Origin of the sequence: Mesorhizobium sp. LCM 4577 (assembly GCF_001854795.2) — a bacterium.
GTDB lineage: Bacteria > Pseudomonadota > Alphaproteobacteria > Rhizobiales > Rhizobiaceae > Mesorhizobium > Mesorhizobium plurifarium.
This window is the reverse complement of record NZ_MDDU01000054.1, coordinates 246,521-259,584: the sequence shown is the minus strand read 5'-3', so window position 1 is coordinate 259,584 and position 13,064 is coordinate 246,521. Positions and strand designations below refer to the sequence as shown.

Annotated in this window: 12 protein-coding genes; 6 read left to right on the top strand and 6 right to left on the bottom strand. The window is 62.6% G+C overall.

Translation table 11 applies throughout. The features are described 5' to 3' along the window. Positions 1-8 precede the first annotated feature (8 nt). A complete protein-coding gene (locus LCM4577_RS31685; RefSeq protein ID WP_071074680.1) occupies positions 9-1,151 on the bottom strand; it encodes a porin in 1,143 nt (380 codons plus the stop codon). 814 nt (positions 1,152-1,965) lie between these two features. On the opposite strand from LCM4577_RS31685, the gene LCM4577_RS31680 reads away from it, so the two are divergent. Both LCM4577_RS31680 and LCM4577_RS31675 read left to right on the top strand, forming a co-directional pair. Continuing rightward, entirely contained in the window at positions 1,966-3,165 is a 1,200-nt protein-coding gene (locus LCM4577_RS31680) for a porin (protein ID WP_071074679.1), read from the top strand. Positions 3,166-3,404: 239 nt separating this feature from the next. Continuing rightward, positions 3,405-4,481: a site-specific integrase gene (locus tag LCM4577_RS31675; protein ID WP_071035656.1), complete on the top strand. Its 1,077-nt coding sequence runs from the start codon at positions 3,405-3,407 to the stop codon at positions 4,479-4,481. 178 nt (positions 4,482-4,659) lie between these two features. Here the strand turns inward: LCM4577_RS31675 and LCM4577_RS31670 are convergent, their stop codons facing one another. Both LCM4577_RS31670 and LCM4577_RS31665 read right to left on the bottom strand, forming a co-directional pair. Next, positions 4,660-5,559, bottom strand: coding sequence for an alpha/beta fold hydrolase (locus LCM4577_RS31670; RefSeq protein ID WP_071074678.1), 900 nt, complete (start codon positions 5,557-5,559; stop codon positions 4,660-4,662). A 96-nt stretch (positions 5,560-5,655) separates the two neighbouring features. Beyond that, complete coding sequence (locus tag LCM4577_RS31665) at positions 5,656-7,689, bottom strand: lytic transglycosylase domain-containing protein (protein ID WP_071035911.1); 2,034 nt, start codon at positions 7,687-7,689, stop codon at positions 5,656-5,658. 276 nt (positions 7,690-7,965) lie between these two features. On the opposite strand from LCM4577_RS31665, the gene dapA reads away from it, so the two are divergent. From dapA to LCM4577_RS31650, 3 genes are all read left to right on the top strand, one after another. Further along, on the top strand, positions 7,966-8,847 hold the full coding sequence (dapA, locus tag LCM4577_RS31660; protein WP_040984264.1) for a 4-hydroxy-tetrahydrodipicolinate synthase: 882 nt from the start codon (positions 7,966-7,968) through the stop codon (positions 8,845-8,847). 25 nt (positions 8,848-8,872) lie between these two features. Further along, positions 8,873-9,352: an SsrA-binding protein SmpB gene (smpB, locus tag LCM4577_RS31655; RefSeq protein ID WP_040984261.1), complete on the top strand. Its 480-nt coding sequence runs from the start codon at positions 8,873-8,875 to the stop codon at positions 9,350-9,352. Between the two features lie 88 nt (positions 9,353-9,440). Next, positions 9,441-10,151 carry a GH25 family lysozyme gene (locus tag LCM4577_RS31650; RefSeq protein WP_040984260.1) on the top strand — a complete coding sequence of 237 codons (711 nt, stop codon included), beginning with the start codon at positions 9,441-9,443 and terminating at the stop codon, positions 10,149-10,151. Between the two features lie 39 nt (positions 10,152-10,190). Here the strand turns inward: LCM4577_RS31650 and LCM4577_RS31645 are convergent, their stop codons facing one another. After that, the gene (locus LCM4577_RS31645) at positions 10,191-11,120 is read right to left on the bottom strand and encodes a DMT family transporter (protein WP_071074677.1); all 930 of its coding nucleotides are present in this window, start codon (positions 11,118-11,120) and stop codon (positions 10,191-10,193) included. A 144-nt stretch (positions 11,121-11,264) separates the two neighbouring features. Between LCM4577_RS31645 and LCM4577_RS31640 the strand changes: the two genes are divergently transcribed. After that, on the top strand, positions 11,265-11,738 hold the full coding sequence (locus tag LCM4577_RS31640) for an Lrp/AsnC ligand binding domain-containing protein (protein WP_040984255.1): 474 nt from the start codon (positions 11,265-11,267) through the stop codon (positions 11,736-11,738). A gap of 34 nt (positions 11,739-11,772) precedes the next feature. Here the strand turns inward: LCM4577_RS31640 and LCM4577_RS31635 are convergent, their stop codons facing one another. Both LCM4577_RS31635 and LCM4577_RS31630 read right to left on the bottom strand, forming a co-directional pair. Then, the gene (locus tag LCM4577_RS31635; protein ID WP_040984253.1) at positions 11,773-12,429 is read right to left on the bottom strand and encodes a uracil-DNA glycosylase; all 657 of its coding nucleotides are present in this window, start codon (positions 12,427-12,429) and stop codon (positions 11,773-11,775) included. A 12-nt stretch (positions 12,430-12,441) separates the two neighbouring features. Continuing rightward, positions 12,442-13,023, bottom strand: coding sequence for an NYN domain-containing protein (locus LCM4577_RS31630; RefSeq protein WP_040984251.1), 582 nt, complete (start codon positions 13,021-13,023; stop codon positions 12,442-12,444). Positions 13,024-13,064 lie beyond the last annotated feature (41 nt).

Genomic DNA, 13,064 nt, shown 5'->3' with positions numbered 1-13,064 from the left:
GAAATCTATTAGAAGTCGCGCTGGAAGCGGACGAAACCGCCGAGAGCGTTCTTCTTGCCGGGCTCCAGCTCGGTCCAGTTGTAGCCGTTCTTGTCGTGGTCGTTGTGAGCCCAGTCAAGTTCGGTGATGACCGAGAAGCCGGGAACGATCGTGTAGGCGACGTTCGCCGCGAGACCGAATTCCTTCTTCTGGTCATACGAGACCTGAAGGTTGAACGAGGTCTTCTCGTTGAACTTGTAGGTGCCACCGCCCCACACAGCCCAATTGCCACCCCACGGCTTGTAGAAGTTGCGCGGAGCGTTGTCATCGGTGCCGTAGCCGCCAATCACGAACAGCGACAGAGCATCGTTGACATTCACATCCAAGCGAACCTTGCCGGCCCACTCTTCCCAGTTGCTGTTGTAAGCGACGACGCCGCTGATACCACCCCAGCCCTGCGTCCACTTCACGCCGCCGACGATGTGCGGCACGTAGCTGTCGATAAGCTCGCTGCCCTCATCGCCCCGGAGACCGTCAACAGTACGGAGGGAGCGGTCGGCATAATGATAGCCGCCGTAGGAGTTACCCTCTTCGAACGAGACAATGGCCGAGAAGCCGTTGCCGGCATCGAAGGTGTAGCTGATCAGGTTGGTGTCAAAGCCGCCGTAAGGAACGATCGTATCGTTGATGACGGCGCCCGCGTAACCCTGGAAGGTGTCGAAGGCCGATTCGTCAGCGCCGATGCGCAGACCACCGAGCTGGACCCAAGCAAAGTGCGAGTTGACCGACGTAGCACCGTCGCTGAAGTCGAAACGGGTCTCGGTATAGGTCTTCAAGGTGCCGAGCTCGGTTTCCTGGCCCGTCCAGGTCTTCAGCGCGAAGCGGGCGTTCTTGTGCCACGAACGCTGCGAGTCACCGTCCCGAACGTCCGTCGTCTCACGACCGGTGAACGAGCCCTGCTCGCCAGCCGAAGCGTCATAACGGAGATAGCCGCCGATGCGCAGGCAGGTCTCGGTGCCCGGGATGTAGAAGTAGCCGGCGCCGTAGACGTCGCAGATCTTGACGTATTCGGCCGGTTCCGGCTCGGCGACGGTCACCGCGTCGGCGGCGCGAGCACCGGAAACTGCGATCAGGGCCGCAGCTGAGCCGAGAAGAAGGCTCTTGATGTTCATTTTCTGACCYCCAGTCARAAKYKAMWRRRMGSGWCWGGSKWTYTYKWSCKRAAKSACMSYSWWYSCTKYSYYAYYSCYWYYWYYKWWWRMSWTRMGCASCGMRSCSMWMSKTMKWWRCTSRSRYKAYYSMKSRKCCGGCKSCSKWYRRSCRMSRWMGTKYSGMYGMARKSGCYGKSSSSKSGCTMKMRMMGGSYGYKSWWGYMCMRATKMSMYGMTYWKGMYYCRMTSWSAWRSCKSTMSWKMRCCMKCKRKCSCMYCKRSSSSCYGAAKSMKKKYKMRKCSRKYAWKRSGYCGRCKKRWTKAYKGYGCKCMSGCKWKTCKKKMKCCARCSRSKYGMCGSAGARKYGSCYKRSKRGKSGRRGGYSSYSCSCKGCKMRGGGRRWRRWGGYSRARAGSWTSKSRTKSGWWCSMAYSMSAWSCTYTYSRCCWYYWYYCCCYKMGCMGSGSRSSRCCYYCSMCYMSYMRGSCRMYTCTSCGKCRMSYSGYTGGMKMMMGAMWMGCSKGMGCRCMRTMAWYMMGYCGRCSYMWTRMYSGMYKMRMMMKSMTTCRGSSSSYMGRKGSGMYMGMKGGYKMWSKASMGSYWTSWSAKYGRRKCMWRAKCRKSKMATYKGKRCWWSMRCRSCCKKYKMKAGCSMSSSSMCRGCSMYTKCRKCSRMACKWYSKYGSYYRWMSGSMGCCGGMYSMKSRRTMRYSYSAGYWWMKAMSKWKSGSYKCGSTGCKYAWSKYWWWMRRWRRWRGSRRTRRSRMAGSRWWSRSKGTSMTTYMGSWMRARAWMSCCWGWCSCKYYYWKTMRMTTYTGACTGGRGGTCAGAAAATGAACATCAAGAGCCTTCTTCTCGGCTCAGCTGCGGCCCTGATCGCAGTTTCCGGTGCTCGCGCCGCCGACGCGGTGACCGTCGCCGAGCCGGAACCGGCCGAATACGTCAAGATCTGCGACGTCTACGGCGCCGGCTACTTCTACATCCCGGGCACCGAGACCTGCCTGCGCATCGGCGGCTATGTTCGCTATGACGCTTCGGCTGGCGATGCCTACATGCACGGCTTCACCGGTGCTGATGCGACCGACGTGAAGACTGGGGACACCCAGGATACTTGGGCGAAGAATGCACGCTTCACGCTGAAGACCTGGACCGGTCAGGAGACCGAGCTCGGCACCTTGAAGACCTATACCGAGACGCGCTTCAACTATGGCAACGGCGCTCACACGGGCCGCCTTGGCTTTGATGGCAGCGACAATCTTGCTAGCAGCGGCGGGACCGGCACCAGCGTTTCGCTGAATTTCGCCTGGATCCAGCTTGGCGGCCTCCGCGTCGGTAAGGACGAATCGGCCTTCGATACGTTCAGCGGTTATGCCGGCAACGTCATCAACGATACGCTGGTTCCGTATGGTGGCTTCGATACCAATGTCATCCAGTACTATTTCGATGCTGGCAACGGTTTCTCGGCCGTGGTCTCTCTCGAAGAGGGCAGCGACAGCAGGTTCACCGTCGATGCAAATGGCGATGGCCTCTTTACCGAAAAGTACGTTGATTACATCGGTGTGATCGACAGCTACGTTCCGCACGTTGTTGTGGGTGCTAAGTACACCCAGGGCTGGGGCGCCATCAATGGCGTGGTCGCCTACGACAGCAACTACGAGACTTGGGCCGGCAAGGTCCGCTTGGATGTGAACGTCAACGACGCGCTGTCTCTGTTTGTCATGGGTGGTTATGGCCAGGAAAACTTCGACGGGCCGACGAACCCGACGGGTCATTCCTTCTTCAAGCCGTGGAACGGCAACTGGGCCTTCTGGGGCGGTGGCACCTACAAGTTCAACGAGAAGACCTCGTTCAACCTCCAGGTTTCGTATGACGACGGCAAGGACGTGGGCGTGGCGGCGAACATTGCCTACACGGTTGTCCCTGGCTTCACGGTCACCGGCGAAGTTGACTACCTCAACCACACCAGCACCAACTTCTATGGTGATAAGGGCGACGGTATCGGCGGCATCCTCCGCTTCCAGCGCGATTTCTAAGGGCTGGAACCCTACAGGTGGAATCCGGCCCGGGCGCTTTCACGCCCGGGCCGTTTTTTTGTTTTCGCGATTGGCGCCAAACGAAAGGATGGGGGTAAACGATAAGCAGAGCGAGATCTTATGCACGATTTCGTGGGATCCCATCGACGGATGGATCGGCATAAGACTCCAAGAACTCTTGAAAGGACGCCTTCAAGCGGGTAGAGCTGGCTCTAACCACTCGGGGGTGTGGTGTAAAAATGTCGAACGAAGCGATTCAAGAGGGGGGCTCCTCTGATCATTTCGCGTTTTTTTCTTCTCAGAATTCGAATTTTCGATACACCTACAACAAGATCAGAGAAGTAAAATCGTATAGGGTCGGGGAGCTGTTCGCAGCTTATCGGGATATACTCTGGGACGATGGGCGGCATAAATACAATGTCAGCTCTTTCATCGGTGAAATAGACGAGATCCTTCTGGGAGAGCGTTTCAGCACCTTTGACCAGAACACCCTGGACAATCTTATCGGTACATTGCGCCAGCGCGGCAACAGCAATGCAACCATCAATCGCAAGATGGCTGCCCTCAGCAAATTGCTGCGTAAGGCGCATAAGATGGGAGATATCCACAGCCTGCCCGAGTTCCGCCGCCAGAAGGAGCGGGCGGGACGGATTCGTTTCCTCGAAAGGGACGAAGAAGCGAGGCTGTTCGCGGCGATCAGGAGCCGCAGCGAGGATGCCTACCGGCTTTCCGTCTTCCTTGTCGACACCGGCTGCCGTCTCGGCGAGGCGCTCGGCCTGATCTGGAACGATATCCAGGAACACCGGGTCTCCTTCTGGATCACCAAATCCGGCCGCAGCCGCACCATTCCGATGACCGAACGAGTCAAGGACGTCATCAAGCTTCCGCCGAACACGGAAGGGCGCCGGCCGAAGGGCCCGTTCACCAAGCTGACGCAGGCGCAGTACCGCGCGATCTGGAACGAAGCGAAGGCGGAAGTCGGTCTCGGCGCCGATGAACAGGTGGTGCCGCACATCCTGCGTCACACTTGCGCTTCACGTCTCGTCCAGGGCGGTATCGACATAAGGCGCGTCCAGATGTGGCTGGGCCACCAGACATTGTCGATGACCATGCGTTACGCGCATCTGGCCACCAACGATCTCGATGGCTGCGTCGTCGTTCTGGAAAAGCCGCGCGGCGATGAAGCCTCGCCGCGGTCGGCGGAGAGCTCCGTGTTCGCATCGCCCCTCACCACGCCGACCTCCGCCCCATCGTCTCGGAAAGCGAAAGGGTCGGAACCGGCCAAGACGTCCCGCAAACGCTCGAAAGGCGAATAGAGCAATTCCAGGAAAAGTGTGAGCGGTTTTCCGTCCGGAATTGCGTAAAAGCAAAGACATAGGGTGTTTCGCCGTTTCCGTGAAACGGTGAAACGCGTTAGGCCGGTCGGATCGGCCTCGCCGACGGATAAAAATCTATATTTCGTGATAAAGCTCGAGGCTGATATAGTCTCGAGCTTTACTTTTGTTTGACTTGATCTTCTTCTCGATCGAGAAATGCGGCGATCTTTTCCGGCAAATCGCTGGCTTCGAGGAAGGGCGCGTGGCCCTGGCCTTCGGCGGTGATCGATTCCATGCCGGGATGCCGCTTCTGCATGTCGTTAAGTGTCGCCGTGGAAAGCAGTCTCGAGTTTGCGCCGCGAATGGCAAGCAGCGGAATGGCGGCAAGCGCGTCGAACTGCGGCCACAGGTCCGGCAGCGGCTTGCTGAAATCGATGCCGGCCAGCGTGTCGACCAGGGCCGGGTCGAAATCCGGCACCCAGCCGGCCTCCGTCTCGCGGCAGATTGCCCGGACCATTCGCGCCCAGTCGGCGTCGGTGAGYGCCGGAAAGTCGGCGCCATGCACGCGGCGCTGGGCATCCACCGCCTCGGCGAATGTTTTCGGTTTTGGCGCACGGTCGAGATAGGCGCGGATATGGGCGAGGCCCTCCGCCTCGATCACCGGGCCGATGTCGTTCAGCACGATGGCTTTCAGTGCGGCCGGCTTCAACGCCCCGAGCACATGGATGATCAGCCCGCCGCGTGAGGTGCCGATGAAGGCGGCCTGCTCGATGCCGAGCGCAGATAGCCCGGCAAGCACATCGCCGGCTTCGACCCCGACATTATAATGGCCGATATCGGGATCGTGGTCCGATTGCCCGCGACCGCGATAGTCGAAGGCGATGACCTTGCGCGGGTTCCTGGCCTTGTTGGAAAGGTAAAGGGCCAACTTGTGGAAATCGCGAGCATTGCGGGTAAGGCCGGGCAGGCAGACGACCGGCCAACCCTCGGCATTCGCCTTGCCGTAGAGCCGGGCATGCAGCTTCAGGCCGTCGGGTGCCGCGTAGAAGAAATCGGAAAAGCCTTCGTCGCTCGCCATCGGAGTGCTGTCCTCGCTGGGGGTGGCCGACAGCTACAGGCGAGAGTGGGGATCGTCAAACACTCTTCCTTCTCCCACAAGGGAGAAGGAAGAACCTCAACCTCGTCCGTTCACAAGGTCCCCCACGATGTCGTATTTCCCCGAAATACGCATCTTGTAGACCTCGTAGTTTTCCATCACGCGTTGCACGTAACTTCTTGTTTCCGTGTAGGGAATCCGCTCGATCCAGTCGACGACGGCGTCCACGTCCTTAGCGCGCGGGTCGCCGTATTTCGCCACCCACTGGGCGGCGCGGTTCGGGCCGGCATTGTAGCCGGCGAAGGTCAGCACATAGGAGCCGCCGAAACGGTCGAGCTGCTCGCCGAGGAAAGCCGAACCCAGCGTCGCGTTGTAGCCGGCATCGCTCGTCAGCCGCGCCTGCGAGAAACTCATGCCGGCCTTCTTAGCCAACTGCTTGGCGGTGGCTGGCATCAATTGCAGCAGGCCGCGCGCTCCGGCGCTGGAGACGGCGCCGACGTTGAACTCGCTTTCCTGTCGGGCGATGGCATAGGCAAGCGCCTTGCCGGACCCCGAGATATTGGCCGAATCGGGAATGACGCCCAGCGGATGCGACAGCGCGCCGACGTCGATGCCGCGCTGAGCAGCGATCTTGCCGACCTTCAGCGCCATGAAATGGTTGCCCTGCTTTTCGGCCAGCACCGCAAGCAGCGCCAGTTCGCCCGGGCTGGTCAGCTGCCCGGCAAGGTCGCGGTAGAGCGTTTCGGCGTAGCGGTCATAGCCCGCCTCCTGCAGCCGCTTGATCGCGTTCACCGCCTCGCGGCCCTCGAAGCTCTGGCGGTCGGCCGCGCTCGGTTTCGGATAGACGATGTTGAGCGTCCTCAAGCCCACGCGCTCGCCGGCGAGCTGGCCGTAGAAGGTCGTGCCGTAGCTGGCCGCGCGCGTGAAATAATCCTTGGCGCTGCCCGGGCCGCCCACTTCCGCCGCGCGGCCGAGCCAGTAATAGGCGCGCGACAGCGACACTGGTCCCTGCGCGAGCTCGGCGATGCGCTTGAAGTGGATGGCCGCGGCCGCCGGATCGTTGAGGCCGCGCAGCGCGTACCAGCCGGCATGGAATTCGGCCTCGGCGGCATTGGCCGGGCTTTCGGCCGCGTGCATGGAGACGATTTTGTAGGCGGTCTTCATGTCGCCCTGGTCGACCAGCTCGCGCGACAGCACGCGGCGCTCGACCCACCAGGCATCGGGATCGACCAGCGAATCGCGGTCCGTCGGCGCCTTCATCACGACGGTCGCCGCATCGGCGAATTTCTGCTGCTTGCGCAGGTATTCCGCCTCGGCGAAGAAATAGCCGGCCGAGCGCTGCGCCGCGGGCACCGCCTTCAATAGCCTGGCGGCGTTCTTGTCGCCCTTGTCGGCGGCCGCCCACGCATCCGCCAGCGGCTGCGCGCCGGCGAGCCCGGCGACCCGCAGCGCCGAAGACGGCCGGTTGGCGTAGAACATGCGCTCCATACGGTAGCGATGGTCGGCCGCCGGAATCAGCGTGCCGAACTCCTTGATGATGGCATTCTCATCCTTGGCTTCCAGCTTTTCGCTGCGCCAGAACGGCACCAGCACCGCGCGGGCGGCCGCCTGGTTGCCAAGCGCCACCTGCGAGCGGGCAAGGATGATGACGCCCTCCGGCGTCAGCGGCTGGCTGCGGCCGAACGCCTGCACCACCACTTGTGGCGGCGGGTTTTCGCGATAGAGCGCGCGCTCGCTGTTCTTGCGCAGCGCGATCGTGCCCGGCCACCCGGGCAGCATCTTGGCGGCATCGGCAATCTCGCCGCTCGGCACCTGATCGCCGCCGTAGAGCGCGATCGCCCACGCCAGGATGTGTCGGTCGAGCGAAATGGCGGGCAGCGTGTCGCGCGCATTGCGCGCCCCGGCAATGTTGTTGGCGGCGAGCGCGTCGAGGCCGCTCTTCAGTTGCGCTATGTCGGGGGCGGTCGACGTTAGGCCCGGCGCTTGCGGCGCATCGGGCACCGGGATTGCAGCCGTGACGCGCGCATCGACGCTGCCGCCGATCGCCATAGTCGGCGTCAGCGCGACGATCGCGCCCAAAAGCGCGAAGAAATGAGGCCGCCTCGTCGGCATGTTCAATCCTAGCACATCGTCAGCGGGTACGGCCTTGAAAGCCTAAACAGACTCTAAACTTAGGTGGTGAAGGGCTCGTAAACAAAAGGTTATCGAGGCCGTTCGAATTGCACCCGCTGGCTCTATTGCGATCCTTGCCGCTGAACCATGTCGAGACTATGGTGCGCGGCTTCGCTTTCGGTTAGAAGGCGCGCAAATAAGATACCGACGCATGTCGCCCGATGGCGGGAAAGAACGACATGCATAGACAACGAAGTTCCAAGGAGTTTGGACGATATGCTGAGAGGCTCGCTCACCGCGCTCGTGACACCGTTCGAAAAGAGCGGGCGCTTCGACGAGAAAGCCTTTCGCGCTTTCGTCGAATGGCAGATCGCCGAAGGCACCAAGGGCCTCGTCCCGGTCGGCACCACCGGCGAGTCGCCGACGCTCTCGCATGAGGAGCACCGCCATGTCGTGAAGGTCGCCATCGAGGTGGCCAGGGGCAGGGTGCCGGTCGTGGCCGGCGCGGGCTCCAACAACACCGAGGAAGCGGTCGGCCTCGTGAAGTATGCCGAACAGGCCGGCGCCGATGCCGCCCTTGTCGTCACGCCTTACTACAACAAGCCCACGCAGCGCGGCCTTTATGAGCATTTCGCCGCCGTTGCCCGCGCGACCAAGCTGCCGATCATCATCTACAACATCCCGCCGCGCTCGGTGATCGACATGATGCCCGAGACGATGGGCCGCCTGGCGCACGACTTCAAGAATATCGTCGGCGTCAAGGATGCCACCGGCAAGGTGGAGCGCGTCTCCGAGCAGCGCATGACCTGCGGCAAGGAGTTCATCCAGCTATCCGGCGAGGATGCTTCCGCGCTTGGCTTCAACGCCCATGGCGGCGTCGGCTGTATTTCGGTCACCTCGAATGTCGCGCCGCGCCTCTGCGCCGAATTCCAGGAAGCCACGCTTTCCGGCGACAGCGCCAAGGCGCTCGAGCTGCAGGATCGTCTCCTGCCGCTGCACAAGGCGATCTTCATGGAGCCTGGTGTTTCGGGGTCGAAATACGCGCTGTCGAAGCTCGGCAAGATCGAGAACGTGGTGCGCTCGCCGCTGGTGACGGTCGAGCCCTCGACCGCCGAGAAGATCGACGCGGCGCTAAAGCACGCCGGCTTGATAAATTAGGGATGAGGCGCCACCTCTCCGCATTATGAATCAAGCCAAGAAAGCCGACCCCAACAACAGGACGGTCGCCGAAAACCGCAAGGCGCGCTTCTCCTATGAGGTGCTCGACACGATCGAGACCGGCCTGGTGCTGACCGGCACCGAGGTCAAGTCGCTGCGCCAGGGCCAGGCCAACATCCAGGAGAGCTACGCCTCGGCCGAGGGCGGCGAGATCTGGCTGATCAATTCCTATCTGCCGGAATATCTGCAGGCCAACCGCTTCAACCACGAGCCGCGTCGCCGCCGCAAATTGCTGGTCTCCAAGCGCGAGATGGCGAAACTCTCGCAAAGCGTCGAGCGCGAAGGCATGACGCTGGTGCCGCTGAAAATCTATTTCAACGACCGTGGCCGCGCCAAGCTGCTCTTGGCGATTGCGCGTGGCAAGAAATTGCATGACAAGCGCGAGACCGAAAAGCAGCGCGACTGGTCGCGCGAGAAGGGCCGGCTGCTGAAGGAGCGCGGCTAAGCCTTCGCCCGATGGCGGAAACAGGCCGCCTGAAAAAAGGCCATCGCCGGTTCCTTGGTCCGGCGCACCTTGCGACGGGGGACGGATCTTGGGGAAGCGGATTGTTTTCTGGGGCCTCGCCGGCGTGGTTGTCGCCTGTGCCGTCGTGGCAGGCGCCTATTTCTGGTTCCGCGGCTTTTCACCTGACCGCGCGGAATTCCCGGTCCGGGGCATCGACGTCTCCCACCATCAGGGAAAGATCGACTGGCCGCGCGTGGCGGCCGACGATGTCGCCTTCGCCATCATCAAGGCGACCGAAGGCGGCACCCATGTCGACACCCTGTTCGCGACCAATCTGCGCGAGGCTCGCGCGGCCGGCCTGGCGGTCGGCGCCTATCACTTCTTCACCTTCTGCCGCCCTGGCGCCGACCAGGCGAGGAATTTTATCGCCGTGGTGCCACGCGGCGAGCCGCTTTTGCCACCCGTGGTCGACATCGAATTCGGCGGCAACTGCCCGCAGCGTCCGTCGCCCGAGCAGTTGAATATCGAGCTTGCCGCTTTCCTCGGCCCGGTCGAGGCGGCGTTCGGCAAGCAGGCGATCTTCTATCTGACCGACGAAGCGGCCGACACCTATTCCGGCAGCATCATGACCCGTCAGCGCTGGCTGCGTTCGCTGGCGATGAAGCCGCGCGAGAACGACTGGATCTACTGGCAGTATCATAATATGGGCCGCGTCGACGGCATCGAAGGCGATGTCGATCTGAACGTTCTGAAGGGTAGCCGCGAGACGCTGGCCGCGTTGTTCGCGCCGACGCCCTGAATTGCCGGCTCTTGAAGTGTCTGCCGTACCGCTGAAGGCTCACGATCCTGCCTGCGCGGCTGCATCAAGACGTTTGCTGGCAATCCGCCCTCCGATCGCCGACAAGCCCATCCCGGCGGCCATGATCGCGATGGCTGCGAACTGGATCGCCATCGGCGTTTCGCCAAGCACGGCCATGCCGACAACCACGGTGGCGATCGGTATGCCGGGCAGGAACAGCGATGCCGTCTGCGGCCCCAGTTGCCGGACGACGTAAGTATAAAGGAACATGGCTGCCGCGCCGGCCAGAATCCCCTGGACCACGATCTGGCTGATGATCTCCGTGGCGGCCGCCGCATGGATATGGCTTGGYGCGAAGAGATAGAGAGCCGGCAGCGGCAGGCAGGACAGGAGCGCCACCGCGGCCGTCGCCGTGACCGGATCGGCACGCCAGCGCCTGACAAGAACGGCATAGGCCGAAAACATCAGGCCCGATCCGATGAAAAGCATATCGCCGAAGAGAACGCCGCCGGTGCCGTCGCGCGCCGGCGCGACGAACAGCGACAGGCCGGCGATGATCGCCAGCACACCGATGGTCCGTTGCCGCGAAGCGCCGTCATTGAAGACGACGCGTGACAGGAGGAACGAAAAGAACACGATCGACGCGGGACAAAGCGCTGCCGCATGGGCGGCGGGGGCATGGGTCAGTCCCCAATTGATGATCAGCGGATAAGGCAATCCGGCCAGCGCCRCCAAAGCCAAGGCCCGTCGCCAGCCAAGCGCTCTCATGCTTGCGAAGCCGCCGCGCCAGACGATCGGCAGAAAGACCGCTCCCGCGCCGCCAAAGCGCAAGGCGGCCAGATCCGTCGCCGTGAGGTGCTCCCGGAGGCTGAAGCGCGCCGCGACGAATTGGATTGCGTAGATGCCGATCATGGTCAGGCCCGCGATGATCGCCAGCCCGGAGTTTCCTGAGTCTCGCGTGTCCGCCATGTCCTGCCGCCGTCATGACATCGCCACTGAAGATCGTCTCCGCGGAATTCGATGTAGGCACAGGCTATTGYCGAAAAGCCTGCGGTAAAATACGCTCCTTTATCGAAATTCGAGTGAAACTCGCAGATCAGAGGCAGATTTGGCGTGAATGCTGAAGCAGACGACCTCGACGCGGTCGACCGCAATCTCCTGCGGCTGCTGCAGGAGGATGGACGTCGCACCACACTCGATCTCGCGGCGCGCGTCGGCCTGTCGCCGACCGGCACCAGCCTGCGGGTGAAGCGGCTGTTTCGGGAAGGCTATATCACCGCGGTCAGGGCCGTGCTCAATCCGGCAAAGATCGGACGCGGCACGCTCGTCTTCATCGAGGTACGTCTCGATCACACGGCGCCGCATATTTTCGAGCGCTTCGCCGAAGCGGTGACCAAGGCGCCCGAGGTTCTCGAGTGCCACATGGTCGTCGGCGGCTTCGACTATCTGGTAAAGGCGCGCATCTCGGAGATGGCCGCCTATCAGGATTTCCTGACGCGGGTCATTCTCGCGCTGCCGGGCGTGAAGGAGACGCACACTTACGCCTCGATCGGCGACGTGAAGCCGGATGCCCTGCTGCCGGTATGAATGGGAAGTCGGACCGACAGGAAGCCGCTTGACTCTAGCTCTTCAGGAACGCCGCGATCTCGCTGAACACATTGACGAACATCTCTTCCGTCAGCACGCCGGTATTGGTGTTGTAGCGCGAGCAGTGATAGCTGGAAAACAAGGTGACGCCGCCGGCTTCCTGGCGCCCGCCATGGCGGAACGGCAAGGCGGCGACACGCCCGCCCAGCGCCCGCACCGTCGACTGATGCGCGATCGAACCCAGCGTCAGGATGGCGCGAAGGTTGGGGAAGCGCGCAATGGTGGGTTTCAAAAAAGTTCGGCATGTCGAGATTTCGGCGCCCACCGGCTTGTTCTCCGGCGGCACGCATCGCACCGCATTGGTGATGGCAGCGCCGACAAGCTCGAGCCCGTCGTCCGGCCGCGCCTTGAACTCGCCGCGCGCCAGGCCATGCTTAATCATCGTGCCGTAGAGCAGGTCGCCGGCATAGTCGCCGGTGAAGGGGCGCCCCGTGCGGTTGGCGCCGCGCAGGCCGGGCGCCAGCCCGACAATCAGGAGCTTGACCGAATTCTCGCCTTCCGGCGGCAGGAAGGTCGGCACCGGCGCATTGAACCAGCTCGGTTCGCGCTCGCGCCAGGCGGCGATGAAATCGTGCAGCCGCGGGCAGAGCGGGCAGTCACGGCCGGGCTCGGGGGAGGGTGCGGCGCTCAAGGCCGCCGCCCGTCAATAATCGTCCTCGTCGACTTCGGCGGGTTCAGGCCGGCGCACAGGCCGTTCGGACGGGTCGCGGCCGACTTCGCTCTTTAGTGTCATCAGGTCGATGAAATGGTCGGCCTGGCGGCGCAGATCGTCGGAGATCATCGGCGGCTGGGAAGCCATGGTCGAAATGATCGACACCTTGCGGCCGCGCCGTTGCAGCGCCTCGACCAGCGTGCGGAAGTCGCCGTCGCCGGAGAAGATCACATAATGGTCGACGACATCGGCAAGCTCCAGCGCGTCGACCGTGAGCTCGATATCCATGTTGCCCTTGATCTTGCGCCGGCCGGTCGAGTCGGTGAACTCCTTGGCGGGCTTCGTCACCACCTTGAAGCCGTTGTAGTCCAGCCAGTCGATCAGCGGCCGGATCGAGGAATATTCCTGATCCTCGACCAGCGCGGTGTAATAGTAGGCGCGCAGCAGGTAGCCGCGCTTCTGGAAGCTCGACAGGAGCTTGCGGTAATCGATGTCGAAGCCCAGCGCGCGGGACGTGGCGTAGAGATTGGCGCCGTCGATGAAAAGAGCGATCTTTTCACGGGGATCGAACATTGAAAAACATCCCTTTTCAAAAATTTCTGTCGTCTAAAAGC

What these genes read in the sequence shown, in the direction of transcription:
- LCM4577_RS31685 (WP_071074680.1), bottom strand. Translation starts at nt 1,151, where the DNA reads ATGAACATCAAGAGCCTTCTTCTCGGCTCAGCTGCGGCCCTGATCGCA.
- LCM4577_RS31680 (WP_071074679.1), top strand. Translation starts at nt 1,966, where the DNA reads ATGAACATCAAGAGCCTTCTTCTCGGCTCAGCTGCGGCCCTGATCGCA.
- LCM4577_RS31675 (WP_071035656.1), top strand. Translation starts at nt 3,405, where the DNA reads ATGTCGAACGAAGCGATTCAAGAGGGGGGCTCCTCTGATCATTTCGCG.
- LCM4577_RS31665 (WP_071035911.1), bottom strand. Translation starts at nt 7,689, where the DNA reads ATGCCGACGAGGCGGCCTCATTTCTTCGCGCTTTTGGGCGCGATCGTC.
- dapA (WP_040984264.1), top strand. Translation starts at nt 7,966, where the DNA reads ATGCTGAGAGGCTCGCTCACCGCGCTCGTGACACCGTTCGAAAAGAGC.
- smpB (WP_040984261.1), top strand. Translation starts at nt 8,873, where the DNA reads ATGAATCAAGCCAAGAAAGCCGACCCCAACAACAGGACGGTCGCCGAA.
- LCM4577_RS31630 (WP_040984251.1), bottom strand. Translation starts at nt 13,023, where the DNA reads ATGTTCGATCCCCGTGAAAAGATCGCTCTTTTCATCGACGGCGCCAAT.